19 protein-coding genes and 1 pseudogene are annotated in these 20034 nt (G+C 45.1%); 5 read left to right on the forward strand and 15 right to left on the reverse strand.

The features are described 5' to 3' along the window. Positions 1 to 9 precede the first annotated feature (9 nt). On the reverse strand, positions 10 to 666 hold the full coding sequence (locus AB6E78_RS01950; RefSeq protein WP_019820412.1) for a TrkA family potassium uptake protein: 657 nt from the start codon (positions 664 to 666) through the stop codon (positions 10 to 12). A gap of 186 nt (positions 667 to 852) precedes the next feature. Here AB6E78_RS01950 and AB6E78_RS01955 point away from each other — a divergent pair, with 186 nt between their 5' ends. The 3 genes from AB6E78_RS01955 to AB6E78_RS01965 all read left to right on the forward strand — a co-directional run bounded on the left by AB6E78_RS01955 (position 853) and on the right by AB6E78_RS01965 (position 5084). Further along, entirely contained in the window at positions 853 to 2022 is a 1170-nt protein-coding gene (locus AB6E78_RS01955; RefSeq protein WP_017064827.1) for a mechanosensitive ion channel family protein, read from the forward strand. Positions 2023 to 2108: 86 nt separating this feature from the next. After that, positions 2109 to 3644, forward strand: coding sequence for a mannose-1-phosphate guanylyltransferase/mannose-6-phosphate isomerase (locus tag AB6E78_RS01960; protein WP_372111561.1), 1536 nt, complete (start codon positions 2109 to 2111; stop codon positions 3642 to 3644). Between the two features lie 15 nt (positions 3645 to 3659). Then, positions 3660 to 5084: a phosphomannomutase CpsG gene (locus AB6E78_RS01965; protein WP_372104299.1), complete on the forward strand. Its 1425-nt coding sequence runs from the start codon at positions 3660 to 3662 to the stop codon at positions 5082 to 5084. A gap of 110 nt (positions 5085 to 5194) precedes the next feature. Here the strand turns inward: AB6E78_RS01965 and aroG are convergent, their stop codons facing one another. The 8 genes and pseudogenes from aroG to AB6E78_RS02005 all read right to left on the reverse strand — a co-directional run bounded on the left by aroG (position 5195) and on the right by AB6E78_RS02005 (position 11689). Further along, a complete protein-coding gene (gene aroG / locus AB6E78_RS01970; protein WP_017061746.1) occupies positions 5195 to 6247 on the reverse strand; it encodes a 3-deoxy-7-phosphoheptulonate synthase AroG in 1053 nt (350 codons plus the stop codon). Positions 6248 to 6560: 313 nt separating this feature from the next. Next, entirely contained in the window at positions 6561 to 6776 is a 216-nt protein-coding gene (locus AB6E78_RS01975) for a DUF3820 family protein (protein WP_004730103.1), read from the reverse strand. Positions 6777 to 6789: 13 nt separating this feature from the next. Further along, positions 6790 to 7461, reverse strand: a pseudogene (locus AB6E78_RS01980) (DUF3313 domain-containing protein). A gap of 100 nt (positions 7462 to 7561) precedes the next feature. Then, entirely contained in the window at positions 7562 to 7915 is a 354-nt protein-coding gene (locus tag AB6E78_RS01985; protein ID WP_017061749.1) for a hypothetical protein, read from the reverse strand. A 132-nt stretch (positions 7916 to 8047) separates the two neighbouring features. Next, positions 8048 to 9022, reverse strand: coding sequence for a heme o synthase (cyoE, locus tag AB6E78_RS01990; protein WP_372111559.1), 975 nt, complete (start codon positions 9020 to 9022; stop codon positions 8048 to 8050). Next, complete coding sequence (locus tag AB6E78_RS01995) at positions 9012 to 10067, reverse strand: heme A synthase (RefSeq protein ID WP_372111556.1); 1056 nt, start codon at positions 10065 to 10067, stop codon at positions 9012 to 9014. Before AB6E78_RS01995 ends, cyoE begins: the two co-directional genes overlap by 11 nt. A 73-nt stretch (positions 10068 to 10140) precedes the next feature. After that, entirely contained in the window at positions 10141 to 10749 is a 609-nt protein-coding gene (locus AB6E78_RS02000) for a hypothetical protein (protein ID WP_017061753.1), read from the reverse strand. Further along, on the reverse strand, positions 10742 to 11689 hold the full coding sequence (locus tag AB6E78_RS02005) for an SURF1 family protein (protein ID WP_102428788.1): 948 nt from the start codon (positions 11687 to 11689) through the stop codon (positions 10742 to 10744). Before AB6E78_RS02005 ends, AB6E78_RS02000 begins: the two co-directional genes overlap by 8 nt. On the opposite strand from AB6E78_RS02005, the gene AB6E78_RS02010 reads away from it, so the two are divergent. Continuing rightward, a complete protein-coding gene (locus tag AB6E78_RS02010; protein ID WP_017066085.1) occupies positions 11577 to 11807 on the forward strand; it encodes a DUF2909 family protein in 231 nt (76 codons plus the stop codon). The two genes, AB6E78_RS02005 and AB6E78_RS02010, sit on opposite strands and share 113 nt — an antisense overlap. A gap of 19 nt (positions 11808 to 11826) precedes the next feature. On the opposite strand, the gene AB6E78_RS02015 is transcribed toward AB6E78_RS02010, so the two are convergent. The 4 genes from AB6E78_RS02015 to coxB are packed head-to-tail and all read right to left on the reverse strand — an operon-like array spanning position 11827 to position 16308. Next, positions 11827 to 12711, reverse strand: a complete 885-nt coding sequence (locus AB6E78_RS02015; protein WP_009845661.1) for a cytochrome c oxidase subunit 3 — start codon at positions 12709 to 12711, stop codon at positions 11827 to 11829. A 38-nt stretch (positions 12712 to 12749) separates the two neighbouring features. Further along, entirely contained in the window at positions 12750 to 13379 is a 630-nt protein-coding gene (locus AB6E78_RS02020; protein WP_372132487.1) for a cytochrome c oxidase assembly protein, read from the reverse strand. An 11-nt stretch (positions 13380 to 13390) separates the two neighbouring features. Beyond that, positions 13391 to 15052 (reverse strand): cytochrome c oxidase subunit I, encoded by a 1662-nt coding sequence (ctaD, locus tag AB6E78_RS02025; RefSeq protein ID WP_052880005.1) that lies wholly within the window; start codon positions 15050 to 15052, stop codon positions 13391 to 13393. Beyond that, the gene (coxB, locus tag AB6E78_RS02030) at positions 15049 to 16308 is read right to left on the reverse strand and encodes a cytochrome c oxidase subunit II (protein ID WP_136978024.1); all 1260 of its coding nucleotides are present in this window, start codon (positions 16306 to 16308) and stop codon (positions 15049 to 15051) included. Before coxB ends, ctaD begins: the two co-directional genes overlap by 4 nt. A 454-nt stretch (positions 16309 to 16762) precedes the next feature. On the opposite strand from coxB, the gene AB6E78_RS02035 reads away from it, so the two are divergent. Next, a complete protein-coding gene (locus AB6E78_RS02035; protein WP_372132490.1) occupies positions 16763 to 18469 on the forward strand; it encodes a phospho-sugar mutase in 1707 nt (568 codons plus the stop codon). A 106-nt stretch (positions 18470 to 18575) separates the two neighbouring features. Here the strand turns inward: AB6E78_RS02035 and AB6E78_RS02040 are convergent, their stop codons facing one another. Next, positions 18576 to 19208 carry a LysE family translocator gene (locus AB6E78_RS02040; RefSeq protein ID WP_136978026.1) on the reverse strand — a complete coding sequence of 211 codons (633 nt, stop codon included), beginning with the start codon at positions 19206 to 19208 and terminating at the stop codon, positions 18576 to 18578. A 150-nt stretch (positions 19209 to 19358) separates the two neighbouring features. Beyond that, complete coding sequence (locus AB6E78_RS02045) at positions 19359 to 19991, reverse strand: fumarylacetoacetate hydrolase family protein (RefSeq protein WP_017061760.1); 633 nt, start codon at positions 19989 to 19991, stop codon at positions 19359 to 19361. Between the last annotated feature and the right edge of the window lie 43 nt (positions 19992 to 20034).

A 20034-nucleotide genomic window follows, 5' to 3' on the forward strand; every position in this document is an offset into this window, starting at 1 on the left:
TATTGCCAATTACCAATTGCGTAGCTTTCTAGATAAGGTCTCTTTCGGCCCAGCGATGATCACCACATCCCCAATTTCTAAACTCACATCCAATTCTGGTGCTTTAGTGAGGTTCGGCCCTCGCTTGAAGCCAAGTACCTCAACACCATTTTCTTTACACAGCTTAAGATCGCCAAGTTTCTTACCCAACAGTTTAGAACCAATAACAATCTCCGTCATCGCTAAGCCACTGCCAAGGTCGATAAATTCGAGAACGCGTCTGTCCAGCATCTTACGAGCAACACGAATACCCATATCGCGCTCGGGCATGATGATATGGTCAGCACCAATCTTAGAGAGGATCTTGCCGTGGAACTTATCATTCGCCTTAACCCAGACTGCTTTTGCTCCAGATTCTTTCACCACCAAAGTCGTTAGAATGCTTGAGTTAACGTCAGAGCCTATCGATACCATCACCATATCGTAATCATCGAGTCTTAACTCTTTCACCGTCTCTTCGCTCGTGCAGTTCGCAACAATCGCTTGTGAAACAAAAGCCGCTGCTTCTTTCACTCGCTCTTCATCAATATCGACGGCCAGTACCTGTGCCCCTGAACTTTGTAGCTCTTTGCAAACAGACAGACCAAATCGCCCTAAACCGATAACTGCATATTGTTTGTCGCTCATTTGAAATCCTGTTTAGAAATTTTAATTACACGGGATAGCCAAACCTACATTAGTTTCTATCTCAAAAAAAGTTAGTTCTGCAAGAATAAGGTTATACTATTGTCATAATCGCTTGATTTATAAAGGTAGAGAACAACTCGAGTTTCTGCTAATTTCCAATTCATAATTTCTGCGGCAGCACACACAATGAATGAATTCATAACCCAAGTACAAACCTACATCAACCAGAGCCATAGTGATTGGGCAAACAGCGTCCTATTCATCACTATGGCGAGTTTTCTCGCTTGGGTAGCTTGGCGAATTATCCATAATCGCTTAGAAATTCTGGTTCAGAAAACCCCATTCCACTGGGACGATCTACTGCTAGAAGCACTAAAAACCCCTGTCAGCACGTTACTTTGGTGTTGGCCTGCTACAGTATCTGTCGGGCTCATCCTTCAAGACCAGTTTGGCAATGAAATCAACTGGTTAAAAACACTTAAGCACATATTAATTATCTGTACCTTCGTTTGGTTTACCTTACGAATGATCACTAACACAGAAGCCTATGTCTTAGAGCAAAAAAACAGAGACGAAACCACAGTACAGGCAATTGCGAAAGTCGCTCGCCTGTTCTTTATGGTGATGGGCGGCCTAACCATTATGCAGGCATTTGGGCTCAGTCTTTCCGGCTTACTCACCTTTGGTGGTGTTGGTGGTTTAATTGTCGGTTTAGCTGCAAAAGATCTACTGTCGAATTTCTTCGGTGGCATGATGATTTACTTCGACCGCCCTTTTAAAGTCGGTGATTGGATACGTTCTCCCGATCGTCAAATCGAAGGCACTGTCGAACGCATTGGTTGGCGCATGACGATCATCCGCACTTTTGATAAGCGTCCTTTGTACGTGCCAAATTCGGTGTTCAGTAGTATTGTGGTAGAGAATCCATCGAGAATGTTGAATCGTAGAATCAATGAAACCTTTGGTCTTCGTTATCAAGATGCAGACAAATTGGCGCTCATTGTTGATGATGTAAGAACCATGCTCGAGACCCACCCTGATATTGATGCCAAACAGACGTTGATCGTTAACTTTGACAAATTTGGGCCATCAACGCTCAACTTCTTTATCTATACCTTCACAAAAACAGTCAACTGGATCAGGTACCACAAAGTGAAGCAAGACGTTCTGTTACAGGTTCTGGCGATTATTCATAAACACAATGCAGACATCGCGTTCCCAACACAGACACTCAAGATTGACCCTCAAGACTTTTCTAATGTTCAAGATCATAACAGCGTTCAAAGCCTAGGTGATAATCAGAATATTAGCGATCCCAAAGACATGTTGAACTCCCCTACGGAAGGTCATCGATAGTCATATCCTTCTTGGTTATCGATAAGTAATAAGCGTGAAGCGTGGTAATATGCTGGCAGTATTCTAATGCACCTAATTACCACGCTATGATTTTACCTGTCATTCTAGCCGGCGGCTCCGGAAGTCGTCTCTGGCCACTGTCTCGCGAGCTTTACCCTAAGCAATTTCTCAATATTGCCGGCGACCAGTCAATGCTTCAGCACACACTTCAACGCCTGCAAGGCCTTGAAGAGCACTTGATGGATAGTAAATGCGATGCCCCATTCATTATCTGTAATGAAGAGCATCGCTTTATTGCCGCTGAACAAGCTCGATCAGCTAACATTCAACATAGTGGTATTCTGCTAGAGCCAGTCGGTAGAAATACAGCCCCAGCCATTGCGCTTGCCGCCCTAAAGGCTTTAAGTAAACCACCGCTTAATGAACAAAGCGCATCCGACCCTATCTTGTTAGTGCTGGCTGCTGATCATCACATCGCGAAAACCTCTGAATTCCAACAAGCGATTAGTCGTGGTGTTGATTATGCAAAACAAGGCAAGCTGGTGACATTCGGTATAACACCTAGCTCCCCAGAGACTGGCTATGGCTATATCAAGCAGGGAGAGCCTCTTTCCTCCAGTGCTCAAACTGATACTAATGGAACAGAGCAGCCAATCAATCACGCCTTCGCCATAGAATGCTTTGTAGAAAAGCCAGACACAGCAACAGCAGAAGAGTACATCCGCTCAGGACAATACTTATGGAACAGTGGCATGTTCATGTTTAAGGCATCACGCTATGTTGAAGAACTCGCCGAACACCACCCTGAGATAGTAGCGGCTTGTAAACTCGCTCTTGCAACGCAAAATACCGACCTCGACTTTATCCGTATAGACGCTGAAGCATTCAAAAGCAGTCCAAGTGATTCAATCGATTACGCCGTGATGGAAAAGACCTCGCACGCCGCGGTGATCCCGATGGATGTCGGCTGGAACGATATTGGCTCATGGTCCGCGATCTGGGATGTAAGCGAAAAAGATCAGCACAATAACGTCATTGAAGGTGATGTGTTAACCGTCGACTCTCAACACAACTACATCCATGCTGAAAATAAGCTGGTTGCGACGGTAGGTGTCGACAACCTGATTATTGTCGAAACCAAAGACGCTATATTGGTTGCAAATAAAGACAGGGTTCAGGGTGTTAAATCGATTGTCAGTCAACTAAATCAAGCGGGTCGCACAGAACATGTGCATCATCGTGAGGTGTTTAGACCTTGGGGTAAATACGATGTTATCGACCTAGGCAAGCGCGACAAAGTTAAACGTATCACCGTTAAACCCGGTCACAAGTTGTCGTTACAAATGCACCACCATAGAGCGGAACATTGGGTAGTCGTGGCGGGTACTGCGAAAGTGACCAACAATGAGAAAACCTATCTGGTTGAAGAAGATCAATCCACTTACATCCCTTTAGGTCATATTCACAGCCTAGAGAACCCAGGGGATCTCCCACTCGAGATGATTGAAGTACAAACAGGCAGTCATTTAAGTGAAGGCGACATCATTCGATATCAAGACAGTTATGGGCGAGACGTGCGCAAGCAACAAGTCCACTCATCAAAGCACAACCAAACGAAATAAAGCAGCGACAAATCGATGAAACCAACATTAGACCTAAACTGCTTTAAGAACAACGATATCCGCGGCGTCATTGGTAAACAAATCAATGAGCCACTCGCCTACCTGCTCGGTAAGGCATTTGGCGAATACGTCCTATCCGCTAAGCCTGAAACCTCACTCGATGGTTTGGCGCAGGTAGTGATTGGTCGTGATAACCGCAAAACCTCCCTGTCATTACAAGAAGCCATGACCAAAGGCTTAATCGAGTCAGGGATTACCGTCATTGATCTAGGTATGACTGGCACTGAAGAGGTCTACTTTGCGACTCGTTACCTAAAAGCGATTGGCGGAATACAAATCACAGCCAGCCACAACCCAATCAATTACAACGGCATGAAAATGGTCGGTGTAGACGCTAGCCCTATCAGTAAAAACAGTGGTTTAGATGAAATCAAACGACGCATTGAAGAACTTAATCAAGAGCTGAACTGCAATTTACCGTTCGTTCATGCACAACCAAGTAACTCTAGTAGATCGAACAGTATTCTTGCTCCGTACGTCGAGCACCTACTCTCGTACATAACCCCATCAAAGCTGTCACCGATGAAGATTGTGGTTAATGCTGGGAACGGTGTTGCAGGACATATCATTGATGCTTTAGATAATAAATTTAACGAACTCGGTGTCCCTATCACCTTCATCAAAGTTCATCATAACCCTGATGGAAACTTCCCAAATGGTATTCCAAACCCTTTGATTAGAGAGAACCAAGCAGCCACTCGAGATGCCGTTTTAGAGCATTCTGCCAACCTTGGAATTGCTTGGGATGGAGACTTCGACCGATGCTTTTTCTTTGATGAGCAAGGCGATTACATCGAGGGTTATTACATTGTAGGGTTGCTTGCTGAAGCATTCTTGGTCAAACAGCCTAACACGACTGTATTGCACGATATGCGCATGACCTGGAACACAATTGAAATCGCAAAAACGCATGGTGGAAAAGCGATTGGAATTAAAGCAGGACACGCACTGATCAAAGAGAAGATGCGTAAAACGAATGCCGTCTATGGGGGCGAAATGAGTGCACACCATTATTTTCGTGATTTTGGATATTGCGATTCAGGCATGATTCCTTGGCTATTGGTTATCGAGCTGATGTCGAAAACTCAACAATCTCTTCACCAATTAACGAGTACTAGTATAGATAGATTCCCCTCTTCCGGGGAGATCAATCGAAGAGTCTCAGACCCAGAGCAGGTCATGGCTTGCGTGTTATCGCACTACCAAAATAATGCCGTTGAGATCGATCACACAGACGGAATCAGCATGAATATGGGCTCATGGCGCTTCAACTTAAGAAAGTCCAATACCGAGCCATTAATACGCCTTAACGTTGAAACCAAACAAGATAAAGCTTTACTGTCACTTAAAGTCGACGAGTTACTGTCTTTTCTCATTTAAGAATACAGACACTTCCAGTTTTCAACTAAGATCCACAAAAAAGCCCTTATTAGCTGTTGCTAACTAAGGGCTTTGAATTTTCAGTAGCTTAATCGCTGACTGTAATTAGTCTATTTGTTACGACGAGCTTCAACAGCGTCTGCCAGCTGGCGAAGTACTGTTTCAGTGTCTTCCCAACCAATACACGCATCAGTAACAGATTGGCCGTACGTTGCAGCTTTGCCCTCAACCAGGTCTTGGCGACCTTCAACAAGATGAGATTCAATCATCACACCAAAGATAGCTTTGTCGCCACCAGAAATTTGTGCGCTTACGTCATCAGATACGTTCATTTGACGCTTAAACTGCTTAGAGCTGTTTGCGTGGCTGAAATCGATCATCACTTTTTGTGGAAGACCAGAAGCTGCTAGCTCTTCTTTAATCTTACCAACGTGTTCTGCGCTGTAATTTGGCTCTTTGCCACCACGTAGGATGATATGACAATCAGGGTTACCTGCTGTTTCAACGATAGCTGAGTGACCGTACTTAGTTACTGATAAGAAGTGGTGAGAAGCGCTAGCAGAGCGAATAGCATCTGTTGCAATCTTGATGTTGCCATCAGTACCATTCTTAAATCCAACTGGGCAAGATAGGCCAGAAGCCAGTTCGCGGTGAACTTGAGATTCTGTAGTACGTGCGCCGATTGCACCCCAGCTGATTAGGTCAGCAACGTATTGAGGCGTGATCATGTCTAGGAATTCGCTTGCCGTTGGCATGCCCATGTCAGTTAGGTCCAGCAGTAGCTTACGTCCTAGACGAAGGCCATCATTTAGCTTGAACGTATCGTTCATGTACGGGTCATTTATTAGACCTTTCCAACCAACAGTTGTACGTGGTTTTTCAAAGTAAACACGCATTACGATTTCAAGGTTATCACCAAGTTCGTCGCGCAACACTTTCAAACGTTTACCGTACTCAAGAGCAGCTTCTGTGTCATGAATAGAACATGGGCCGACAATAACAAGCAAGCGATCATCGCTCTCTTCTAAAATATTGTGGATCGCTTTGCGGCTTTCAAAGGTTGTAGAAGAAGCAACTTCTGTCGCTGGAAACTTTTCTAAAACAGCAACAGGGGGTAATAACTCTTTTACTTTGTTAATTCTTACATCATCAGTCTGGAACATTGCTTACTTCTTCCTTTTTTCTATCCTTGAGCTGAATGTACGTTGTCTCACGTCACTTTCTATCAGCACTAATCTTCTTGTTCCCTGTAACTTAACTAGTAAAAACTCTAGTTTCAATCACTAATTAAAAATAAACGCAATTTTTTTTGTGTTTTATATTTAAAACACCCTGTATACCATTATTTACACGCTATCGATTGCGTATTTTATAGCAAGGTAAGAAGAGCCATTCTTCAAGCTACATCATGCATGTAAAATTGTGTCGAACTCAAAAACAAAAAAGCTCACGTGATCAGCGTGAGCTTTTATTTAATTACATTCTTTTCAATGGCTTGACGACACTATCAAGCCCTTCAATTTTCAGAGCAAGGCACAGTTTCAATAAATCGCCGAGTTCACCAGACGGGAATCCCTTTTTATCAAACCACAGCAAATATTCTTCAGGTAAGTCAATCAGTGTACGACCCGCGTACTTTCCAAATGGCATCTGCATTCGAGCCAACTTAATCAGGTTCTCTTTCTCTAGCATTATTCGGTCTTTACTATGCGTCATCTATGTTGTGTAGAGTATCACCTAAACGTTCAACCCAATAGTTGATCGCGTCTTTGGCATCATCCAGCGAATCAATCATGGTTGAAAAATCTTTGTTACCCGCTTCACGGTCGATGGCTGCAAACAGTGGTGTGCCCTCTTGAGCATCACTGACCAATAACTCTACACTCGCACTCCCAACATTGGTGTGCTCACCAGTCGTGACCTTAGATATGGTTGACATCGCAAGACCAAACGGCAGAACGCTGCTCGTTACAGCTAAGAGCGGATTGGGCGTTTCAACGTTACTCAGAGCGATACTCAAGCGGAGCGTTTTTCCTGTCGGTTCATCGACGATCGTTTTATGAGGCGATATTTTATCTTCCAAGCGCGCAACCATGTGCTCAGTGAGTTCCTGAATCTCTTCCTGATCCAACGAACCTTCTTCTGCTAAAACAAAAATTTGGTCGATCACTACAGAGTCGTAATCATCTAACTTGGATTTCAAACGCTGTGAGTCACGTAGCCCAACCCTTGCCCAAACCTAGTCGACGCCTCCGTCAGGCCCAGCCTGAAAATCTTCGTAGCTGGTAAATTTAGTAGCGGTTCTAATTGGGCCGCCTGCACAACCAAACAAGAAAATGCTGGTTGCAACAAGCAAAAGGACTTTTAAAGAGTTCATACCGCACTTAGCTAAAATTAAGGAATCTAACTAAGTATGCCATACCCTATGTGAAAAGGTTGTAGAAAAAGGGGGGTAAAAATCAGAGCTAACTCTAAAATTAATCATGTTGAACAGTGTGTGCGTACTCTACAATTACCTGATTTCCTTCGATATAAGCATTTTGGATCTCACCATCAACACTCATTCTACTTTTCAGGTAGACCACTTTAGGCCCAGACTCATTGCCCTCTTTCAGCGAGGGGAATACATTCCTTGGTTCCAAATGAAGTAAACGACAAAAATGACTAATGAAAGACATGGTTAATGGCGTCTCCCCTCTTAGCACTCTTGAGAAATCAAGCTGGTTCATGCCTAGCTTTTTTGAAAACTCCATCTGCGTAATTCGCATTCTCGATTTTTGTGACATCCACGTTTGATACAACGCGTCTCTGTCTAGTTCTGTGAATTCCATACCGGCTCCTTTATATAATTCATACCAATCAATTGTCCGGTTTTTCATACATGGCGTGTCAGGGTTCGGTTAGTGGAAACCAAAGGTTTGGTTTTGATATGGGGATAACCTTGTTTAATCTGTACAGAGCTATCAGAGCAAATAATGATCCGCCAACAAAGCAACAAACAAGATCATGAGATGATAGATGGAGAACTTAAAGGTCTTCATCGCCATATTGGGCTCATCACGATATTTAAGTAGCCAAGCGTGATAAACAAACCCGCCGTTGAGCACCAATGAAGCGCTCAGATATATCCAGCTGCTCATGCCAACCAATACAGGCAATATACACACGATGCTAAGCAAAAAGGTATACAGAAAAATAGACGTCTTGGTGTATTCGATTCCGTGAGTCACAGGTAACATGGGGATGTTCACTTTGGCATACTCATCACGACGATGAATTGCCAACGCCCAGAAATGAGGAGGTGTCCAAATAAAGATGATCATCACCAACAACCAAGCATTTGAATGCAGTTCATTGGTAACCGCCGTCCAGCCCAGTAGCGGAGGCATTGCACCAGCGATCCCTGCTATCACAATGTTTTGCGGCGTTGCTCGCTTCAAGTACATGGTATAGATGACCGCATAGCCCAATAAACTTGCAAAGGTTAGCCAAGCGGTGAGTTGATTGACCCACACCACTAACGTAGCGAACCCAAATAAGCCGATACCTGCTGCAAAGCTAAACACACGCACACTACTCAGCTCACCGGATGGTAAAGGGCGTCGATTTGTTCGAGTCATCTGGCCGTCGATCTTTTTATCGATCAAATGGTTAAACGCAGCCGCTGAACCTGCCATTAACCCTATCCCAATCATTCCGAACAAAGTTTGTTGCAAAGGCAATCCATTCGGCACGGCCAAACACATCCCAACCAATGCTGTCAGCAACATCAAAGCCACCACTTTAGGCTTAGTCAGCGTTAAATAAACTTTCCAAGTGGCTTTGTTTTTTTCAGCCTTTTCGTTACTTAAAGTTATGTCATTATTGGCTGTTATCTTATGAGTTAAGGCTGCGTCTTGAGCCACCACTTCATACTGTGTCGACGTTCTACTGACCATGATTACCTCCTTGTAATACACTGTTCTTCACCAAGCTCTCACTCGGTTTGCGTTGCCACACCACAAAATTGGTTACAACCATGCTGATGAGCAACATTGCTGCGACTAGGTTATGCAAAACCGCAACTGAGATTGGCAGGTGAAACCATACATTACTGATCCCAAGGCTGATTTGAGTAAACAATACCAATGCGACAATCACGCTCAGCTTTTGGTGAGGCACTTGGCCAAATTTCCATAGCTGGTACACGATCATCAGCACCATTAACGTCGCCACAATAGCCCCGAACCGGTGCATGACATGGATGGTAAGCCTTGCGGGATATTCCAACACACCAAACTCATAGTTATCGTGTCCATGTTGAGCAAAATCGAACGCATTTTTGAAGTCGAGGAAGCTCATCCAGTTACCTTCACAAATCGGTAATTGAGTACACACCAAAGCGGCATAGTTTGACGATGTCCAGCCACCGAGCAGTATCTGCCCGATTACAATGAGTAATCCGAATAGTGCCGAGACTTTAAGTGGTGAAGAATAGGTAGCCTCACCAAAACGGCTTTGGAACTGAGACAAACGACAGTAGAGCAGACACAACAGTGACAGCAACGTGAAGCCCCCCATCAAATGCGCCATAACCACAACGGGCATCAACTTGAGAGTCACCGTCCACATTCCAAGAAAAGCCTGAAATATCACGGTTGCAGAGATAAGTAACGGAAGACCAGCAGCTGTTATATTCTTTTTAATACACCAAGCAACAACGACAAAGATAAGCAGCCCTAATGTTCCTGCAAAGTAGCGATGGATCATCTCTATCCAAGCTTTGTCTGCTTCGAGAGCTCGTTCTGGAAATTGTAGATTGGCTTGATTAACGGCTTGGGTATTCGAGGGAACGGTGATCTTTCCATAGCACCCAGGCCAGTCAGGACAGCCGAGGCCAGCATCAGACAAACGTGTATAAGCGCCGAGAACAATCACGGTAAGGGTTAACATGATAGTTAATCTCATCACGAGCATCAGTAAATCAGGGGCTTTATTCTGCATCACTTATCTCCCTATACTTATTTCCTTTCGCTGGTAACACTCAGCATTAACGCAATCTGCTAAAGCTTATAAACTACCCAACTCGTGATAGCTTAAGTAGCTTTCTTAAATCATGAATCATGCCTTTGGATTGCCCGACTAGCTGCGACGGTTCCGAAACGCTTTTGTACTCCATAACCAACTGTCCTAGCGGGTCAATAATGACAATGGAAGCCGGCGAAAACTCGGTGCTTAACTGATCACCACCAGCTAACAAAGATAAATCAGGCTTGTTGAGCGAACCCGACAACGAGTTACCTTCTGAGACGAAAACAACGGCGGTCACTCGCTCTTTGTTTTTCCCTAACGCTAAGTAGCTTTGATTCAAATAATGAAGCTGTTGTTCACACAAGCTTTCGCACTCCATCGGTGCGATATACCCCACAACCCAACCCTCTCCTGCCATGGGTACCGTTACGCCAAAATCCGCTAGTGTAATTCTTGGTTCTACCAATTCGCCTGAGTTAGTGACACCTGACGTATACCAATTCTGATCCAACACAGTTTTGGCGATAATGGCTGGCAAAGCGAAAATTAAAACGAGTCCGATTAATACCAAGCGTCCTTTAGTACGACGGCTTCTGAGCTCAGCCATGTTTGCCTCGGTAATTTCCCTGTTCACTTGTGCTTGAGATTTATCCATCCTTATTCCTCGTGATAGGTGTTGCTTTTAGGTACCGATAGCCAATCAACAACATCAAAAACAAAAGTACCGCAGCCATAACAAACCATTGAAATGAGTAACCAAAATGCTTCTCAGACCTCATCGCCGTTGGACGCCATAACATTTCATAGGGCCATGAATCTAAACTCTGAGGTTGGAAGACAAAGGGCAGCACTTCTTGTCCTGTATACTGTGATAACGCTGCTATGTTTAGGTTTTGGATTCTATTCGGTGTCGTATTTTCTAAACCCAACTCATGACTTAAAGGATTAATTGAGCGTGTATACAAGCGCCCTGACATTTTGGTTGGTACAGTGATACTTCCTAATTGCGGTAGTTCTCTTCTGTCATTACTTGCCGGAACAAACCCAAGATCGATCAATAACTGCTTTTCGTGTAAAAGCTGGTTGCCTTGCTCTTTAGATTGAACCTCACCCAACATGTAAATCACATACCCCACCGTTCCTTGGTTAATCTGATTGTCTAACAAGACCACCAAACCACTTGGTGTTTCCAATTCAACATCAACCTTCAAACCATTTAAAAACTGCTGTTCAGATGTACCTTGGGCTTGTGTACGCGAGCCCTTCCATTCAGAGATAACCGTGTCCAATGACCTAAACGATTGCTGCGCTCTTTCTGATAGTTGCTGTTCATAACGTAATTTCTCGTTACCACGATCGAGTTGCCATAAACCTAACTTGATTAAAGCGCCGACTGAAACCACAGTTAAAACAACCGCTATCCAAAAACCTTTACTGCGGAACTTGTGTTCATCATCAATCAATCGGTTTGGAGTTATCACTATGGCGTCATCTACCTTTGTTCTGTTATTTAAAGTCGTATTGGTCGCTTTGCTGTTTTTTATCGCTTTCAATTTGATGAAAGGTCTAATCCAAATCGCCTCAGGTAAACACAATGGAAAAAGACTCAGTTACTTCTTGGGTCGTCGTGTCATGTGGTCAGCCGTTGTCGTGCTACTTTTATTACTTGCTTTGGGATCAGGAGTGATAACTCCTAACCCTCGCCCCTATTAATCCCCGATAGGCTCAGCAGTTAAAGCACATAGACAAATACAAACAGGCCTAACCAAACCACATCAACAAAGTGCCAATACCAACTGCCCGCTTGGAACGCAAAGTGGTCTTTCGGAGTGAAGTGGTCTTTCGCAACCCTTGCCAGCAACACAATCAAAAAGATCGTCCCTAAACAGACATGTAAGCCATGAAACCCAGTCAGCAAAAAGAAGGTATTACCGTAGATGCCAGACTGAAGTGTCAGCCCCATCTCTTGATAAGCGTGAAGATACTCTTCAACTTGGAAGAACAGGAAGAAGCCAGCCAGAACAATGGTTATCTCCAACCACACGATCAAAGCCATACGCTTATTTTGCTCAAGACTGATATGTGCCATGTGCAGCGTCACAGAGGAAAGCAGCAGAATAATGGTGTTCTTAAGCGGGATACCTTGCCAAGGCATGGCTTGTGTCGTTACGCCATCAGGGGTCGTCGTTAGTGGCCAAATTGATTGGAACATCGGCCACAATACTTCATGGGTCATTTCATTATTGCCCGCACCACCAATCCAAGGCACAGAAATCATTCGAGCATAGAAAAGCGCGCCAAAGAAAGCGCCAAAGAACATGATTTCGGAAAAGATGAACCAACTCATTCCTTGTCTAAAAGAACGAGAAATCTGCTCAGAATAGAGACCACTCAATGATTCTGTGATCACATTGCTAAACCAACCTGCGAGCATGTAAAGCAGCACAGCAAACCCGACTAACAACACCGCTTTGCCAAACACACCACCTGCGGCGTCGGTACCCATGTTTTGCACCGTCAAGCCAGCGCCAACCGCGACCAAAAACAGTGCTACAGCACCCACCAATGGCCAGTGGCTTTGATGTGGAACGAAATAAACTTCCTTTTTAGAACTCATCGCTCAACTCCTTATGTTGATACTGGTTCTGTAAATTCCTAGTTACTTGCGAGTACGTTAGGCTCAGATTTATTGGCCGCAGCACCCACCTCATTCGTGATATTGAATAATGTGTAAGAGAGCGTCAGCGTATGTATCGATTCTGGAATATCTGGCTCAATGTAAAATATCAAACCCATTTCTGCGCTCTTGTGCCCGTCCAATGGCTGCTGATTAAAGCAAAAGCATTCCATCTTATTGAAGTAGGTTGCCCCCATACCTGGAGAAACCGACGGTACGGCTTGGCCAACCAATGAGGCTCCAGAAAGGTTTTTGGCAATGTAGTTAGTTTGAACCGCCTCACCAGGATGAACCTCTAACACTCGAACTTCAGGCGAAAACTGCCATGGCATATCTGGCTTGATGTGGGACATGAATTCGACTCGAACCGTACGAGAGTAGTCTGGCTGCATTCCCTGAGGTTGCACCGCTGAAACAGTATTAGTTTTGCCATTGATGCCTAAGGCCTCACACATGACATCGTAGAGCGGCACCAAAGCGAAACCGAAGCAAAACATCGCAACCACGCTCAACACCAAGTAGCCCGTCAGCTTTTTGGTCGATCGCTTATTAGACAGGCGCTTAGGTTGTTTTTTATCTTGATTGGGATCGCTTTGCTTATCACTCATGGTTCTGCCCTCTAATCCACTTTCGGCGGATGGGTAAAGGTGTGGTGAGGCGCAGGGCTTGGTACTGTCCATTCAAGACCTTCAGCTCTATCCCAAGGCTTACTTGGCGCAGGCTCTCCGCCTCTTACGCACTTGATAGCCAGCCATAAGAAGATCAGCTGAGACAACCCAAAGGCAAAACCTCCAATCGACACCACTTGGTTAACATCAGCAAACTGAATGGCGTAATCTGGAATACGACGCGGCATGCCCGCTAGTCCTAAAAAGTGCATCGGGAAGAACAGTACATTGACTGAAATTACCGACGTCCAGAAATGCCACAGACTGAGCTTGTGGTCGTACATATGCCCTGTCCATTTCGGCAGCCAGTAATAGGCGGCGGCCATAATTGAGAACACAGCACCTGTCACCAGAACATAGTGGAAATGAGCTACAACAAAGTAGGTATCGTGGTATTGGAAATCAGCAGGCACGATAGCGAGCATCAATCCGGATAACCCACCTATCGTAAACAGAACAATGAAGGCAATCGCAAACAGCATTGGCGTCTCAAAGGTCAAAGCCCCGCGCCACATGGTCGCCACCCAGTTGAAGACTTTCACACCGGTCGGCACCGCAATCAGCATGGTGCAATACATGAAAAACAACTCGGCAAATACTGGCATACCCGTGGTGAACATGTGGTGCGCCCAAACCAAGAATGACAACAGTGCGATACTGCAGGTCGCGTACACCATCGAGTGGTAACCAAACAGACGCTTACCACTGAATGCAGGAATGATCGCCGAGACAATACCAAAAGACGGTAAGATCATGATGTACACTTCGGGGTGCCCAAAGAACCAGAATATGTGCTGGAACATCACCGGGTCCCCACCACCTGCGGCATCAAAGAAGCTCGTCCCAAAGTATTTGTCGGTCAGCACCATGGTCACCGCACCCGCGAGCACGGGCATCACGGCTATCAGCAAGAAAGCGGTAATTAACCAAGTCCATACGAACATCGGCAGCTTAAACCAAGTCATACCCGGCGCGCGCATGTTCACTATGGTTACGATCACGTTAATCGCCCCCATGATCGAACTGATCCCCATAATATGAACTGAGAATACGAATAGCGCGGTACTGTCTGGACCATAAGTTGTCGAGAGTGGCGCGTAGAAGGTCCAACCAAAACTTGGGCCGCCTCCCTCAGTAAACAAAGATCCGATCAAGATTAGAAAAGCAAAAGGCAGAATCCAGAAGCTGAGGTTGTTCATTCTCGGCAACGCCATATCTGGAGCACCGATCATCATCGGGATCATCCAGTTAGCCAAGCCCGTAAATGCTGGCATCACGGCACCGAATACCATGATCAAGCCGTGAACAGTGGTCATCTGATTAAAAAAATCTGGCTCAACAAGTTGCAACCCGGGTTGGAATAGCTCAGCACGGATCACCATTGCCATGGCACCACCCGTTAAGAACATCGCAAAGCTGAACCACAGATAAAGGGTACCGATGTCTTTATGATTGGTTGAGTAAAGCCAACGAGCCCAGCCTTTTGGTGCCGCATGTGAGTCGTGATCATCAACAGGCAAATCACTATTGCCCAAGGTTCCTTCCGCAGAATGGCTCAGAACTTGATCTTCTGCTGGAGCCGATTTCACCGGCTTATTGATTGGTGAACTCATAACTGCTCCTTAGCATCGTTTTGTGCTTGATCCGTTGAACCTTGCGTTCCATCCGTTGAGCCTTGCGTTTCGTCCATTGAACCTTGTTCGTCAGCTGCTTGGCCTCCGCCTTCTTGCTTGGCTTTATAAGCGTTCACATCTGAAGCCTGTACAATATCGCCCGTATCATTACCCCAAGCGTTTCGTTGGTAGGTCACTACCGCTGCGATCTCTTTCTCGGTTAACTGATTATCGAATGCTTGCATCGCCGTTCCGCCACGACCATAAACAATGGTGTCGATATGAACATCGACATCACCAAGGGCAATAGGACTTCCTTTGATGGCAGGGAATGCTCCGGGAATGCCCTCACCGTTTGCTTGGTGACAAACCGCACATCGAGTTTTGTAAACCTCTTCACCGATGGTATTCAACTCCGCCAAGGAAAGTGACGCACCTAATGCATCTTTTGCGGCTTGTTGTTCGGCTATCGCTAACTCTTTCTGCTCCGCTAGCCATGCGTCAAACTCATCTTCTTCCATGGCATGCACCACGATCGGCATGAAACCATGGGCACGACCACACAACTCTGCACACTGCCCTCGGTAAACACCAGGCTCATCTATCTTAGTCCAAGCCTCATTAATAAAGCCCGGAATGGTATCTTTCTTAACGGCGAATGCTGGCACCCACCATGAGTGAATCACATCATCGGAAGTCATCAAGAAACGGACTTTACGGTCAACAGGCAGTACCAGCGGCTTATCAACTTCTAGCAGGTAATGCGCGCCTTTCACTTCGAGGCCTTCAATCTCTTTGTCACTGGTCGCTAGAAGGCTGAAAAATTCGACGTCTTCACCAAAATAGCTGTAATGCCATTTCCATTGTGACCCGGTGATTTTAACGGTCAGATCTGATTGGGAGGTATCTTCCATCGCTATTAAGGTTTTGGTGGCGGGTATCGCCATAGCGATGAGAATGATGATAGGGATGATGGTCCAAAGAATTTCGACTTTCGTGCTTTCGTGAAAATGGGCAGCAACTGCGCCCTTCGATTTCCTGTGCCTCAAAATCGAATAAAACATCACACCAAAAACAACAAAGGCAATCGCACAACAGATGTAGAAGATCAGCATATGAAGTTCATACACCTTACCACTGATCTCAGTGACGCCTTGAGTCATGTTGTAATCACTGCTAGCGTGCACTAAAGGCGATACTAAAAGCACAACAAAACTCTTCAAAAGCCACGCTAGCCTAACCAGTAATCTTTTCAAAAGATCTCTCCTTGTCCTTCCTAATTGGATACTTGCGACCTAAATGTCGTTGCGAACTGGACAACATTCATTGTTATTCCGGCTACACATGAAAAGGCTGAATCTCAATCTACAACTCACATGGAACTAGCCTGTGAGCAGGCTACTGACCTCATATAAACCCAAGAACTAATACGGTTCAAAAGCGTTGGAGGTTTCCATGAAAGATTCAAAAACGGCGAATTTGTTAAATTTTGTTATATTTATGTAAAAGGCTAGTTAGTGATATCCAATTATTCAAGGTAAGTTTACTTACTAAACAGTCAATTATTTGAAGTGGCTTAATCTACGTGCCCTCTTGCCGTTGGAATTTATTTTATATCGAGTTTTACGATTGCTTTCATGGAAATGAGAATTAATATCACTTAAATTAAATCAACGGTAAGTCATACAGACATTAATAGGTTTAGTGATTATGCAAGATGCAATGAATTGGTTAGCGAGAGACCCAGATCCAAGAACTCGTGAAGAACTTCAACACCTCATCGATGAGGGAATGCACGACGAACTTGAAGACCGCTTTACTCAACGATTAGAGTTCGGAACGGCAGGACTTAGAGGCAAAGTTGGATGCGGCCCAAATCGAATGAACCGTTTAGTCATACAGGAAACAGCAACCGGGCTCGGCCACTACTTAATCGAACATGTCGCTAATGCGACCATTAGCGGTGTGGTCGTCGGTTATGACGGCCGTTTAGATTCAAAGCAGTTCGCGATTGATACCGCTTCCGTACTCACGGCTTTAGGCATTAAGGTTTATCTAACCTCGAACGTCGCGGCGACCCCTATCGTTGCCTTTGGTATTGAGCACTTCAACGCCGCAGCTGCCGTTGTGGTGACGGCCAGCCACAACCCACCGGAATACAATGGTTTCAAAGTGTACTGGGAGAATGGCGCTCAAATCATTCCTCCTCACGATGCGGGTATTGCCGCTGAAATCGATATCGCATCGACCAAGCCGCTCCCTTTAATGGGCCTAAGTGACGCTGAGACGCAAGGTAAGTTGGTGTGGTTAACTGAAGGCTATTATCAAACCTACCGCGCTGCGATAAATCAGAGCCCATACGTGAGTGACGAGATCGAATCGGCGAACACCACTATCACCTATACCGCAATGCATGGTGTCGGCGCACAAATGGCCGAGGATCTACTTCACGATTCTGGTTTCCATAAGGTATTCAGCGTCGCCGAGCAAAGAGAGCCCGATGGTAACTTCCCGACCGTCAACTTCCCGAATCCGGAAGAAAAAGGCGCGATGGATCTGGTGGTTAACTTAGCAAAAAGTGTCGATGCCGACATTGCTTGTGCCAACGATCCAGATGCAGACCGATTTGCGGTTGCAGTGAGAACAGATGATGGCTCATACAAAATGCTAACAGGTGACCAAGTCGGCGTGCTATTCGCGCATTACTTGTTATCAAAACCTCATACCAAAAACCAGTTAGTTGGTAACAGTATCGTATCTTCAACATTGCTTGAAAAAGTAGCTCAATCCCACGGGGCGACTTATTTCCAAACGCTGACAGGCTTTAAATGGTTAGCCAATATCGGCATGCAATTAGAAGACGAAAGCAATGAGTTCTTATTCGCCTATGAAGAAGCGCTAGGCTATACGATTGGTACTCAGGTTCGAGATAAGGATGGGCTGTCTGCCATCGTTGTTTTCGCTCAACTGGTTGAGGAGCTGAAATCTCAAGGCCGAACAGTTTGGGATCTTCTTGCTCAGATATCGTTGGAACATGGTGTCCACACCAACGCACAACGCAGTATCGCGCTTGACCCAGATTCACCATCGTTAGGTTCGAAGCTTAGGTCTGCACAACCTAAAGCAATCAATGGCGTCGCTATATCAGTGATTGAAGATCTGCAGTCGTCTTTACGCTTTGTTATTGGTGGTAATACTGAGGCGATTAACCTGCCCGCAAGTGACGTACTCATCTATCACCTCGAAGACGGCTCACGCATTATCGTAAGACCTTCCGGCACTGAGCCAAAAGTTAAGGTCTACTATGAGACGGTGACAAAATTTGAAGGGACAGAAACCTACGAAGACACTCGCCTGCGCGGTGAGAAGTACATGGACAAACTCATCGAACAACACCAGCAAGAGCTGAATTCTTAGCGATTAGTATGTTCAACATATAACGGTTAAACCAAAAAATGGACGCTCTAAGCGTCCATTTTTCTATCGTCAGCTCACCGCGCGATAATATGTTCGATTTGGAACTTTACGAAGTAAAGAAAGAAGACAACATCCAAGCCGCCAATACGATGAATACACCGCCCATCACTTTCTGCTGATAAGTGCGAAACTTAGCATTTTCGACTAGAGACTTACCAATCGTACCGACCAACGCTACTAGTAAGAAATTGAACGTTAAACCTAAGACATTCAGTAGCAAACCAAGCACTAACATTTGCTCGCCCGAAGTCGCTTCAATATTCGTTGATACAAACTGAGGTAAAAACATCACGAAAAATACCAAGGCTTTAGGGTTAAGCAGGTTGCTGATCAGCGCTCGTTGATAATAGGCTTTTGCAGCAAAATTATCGTTTAACTCCGGCGCATTACCCTGCTCTGTTCGCAGGCAATCCCAACCCATCTTCAACAAGTACGCGCCGCCTAACAAATGGAGAGCTTTAAGCGCTATTGGGCTCATTGCGATCAACGCTGATACACCCATGGCCGCTAATACTGTCAGAATGATTCCAGAAGTCGCATTACCTAGGCTTGCAAACACGCCGACCTTACGGCCATAGCTCATGCTTGAACTCGCAATCAGTAACATATCAGGGCCAGGTAAAAGAAGAAGTGCAACAACGGCAGTCAGGTAGACAGGTAAAATGGTTAAGTCGATCATGAGGGTCAGCATTGATAAAAACGGAGGCGGATTTTATATCAATTACCAACACCCTTCCAGATGCAATCAGTTGCTCGACGTTTATTTAATCGAATTAAAAACCAACATTAAGCGACAAAGCCAATTTATTAACTAAATAGAAAAGACTAATTAACTTGCTACCCATTCGATCTCAATCAATGTCGTATCGCCACACTTTAGGCGACCAAGGAAGATATCGCCTCGATGTACGGCCCCAACACCTTTTGGCGTACCTGTCATCACAACATCGCCGTCTAGTAAGGTGGTATAAGAAGACAGCTCTTCTAGGATAGTTTTTGGAGAGTAAAGCATCTGCTCAACATGTCCTTTCTGAACACGAACACAGTTAATAAACAACTCTAGGTTTAAGTCTGCAAGGTCTAAGTTATCAATTGGAACAAAGCGACTCAAGACAGCGGAACCATCAAACGCCTTGGCGCGCTCCCAAGGTAGGCCTTTCGCTTTTAAGCTACTTTGTAATTCACGTTTGGTGAGATCTAGTCCTAAACCCACAGCGGAGTACTGGCCATTTTCAACAATAAAACAGATTTCTGCTTCGTAGTGCAGCGCTTCTTGATGAAAAGAAGACAGGGATGACGTAACGCTGGTACTTGGTTTATTGAAAACCACCATAGAGTCTGGGATTGCGTTATTGAGTTCTTCGATGTGATCGACATAGTTACGCCCAACACACAGCACCTTAGTTGGGGTTGCTGTTCGTCTCGAATTCATCAGCTGTTCCTGATCGACAACACTGCTCATAGTTTATCCCTGAACTATTTTTTTTGAGTGGAGAGTTTAACGC

Origin of the sequence: Vibrio sp. 10N.247.310.98, from assembly GCF_041467395.1 — a bacterium.
Taxonomy (GTDB): Bacteria; Pseudomonadota; Gammaproteobacteria; order Enterobacterales; family Vibrionaceae; genus Vibrio; species Vibrio crassostreae_C.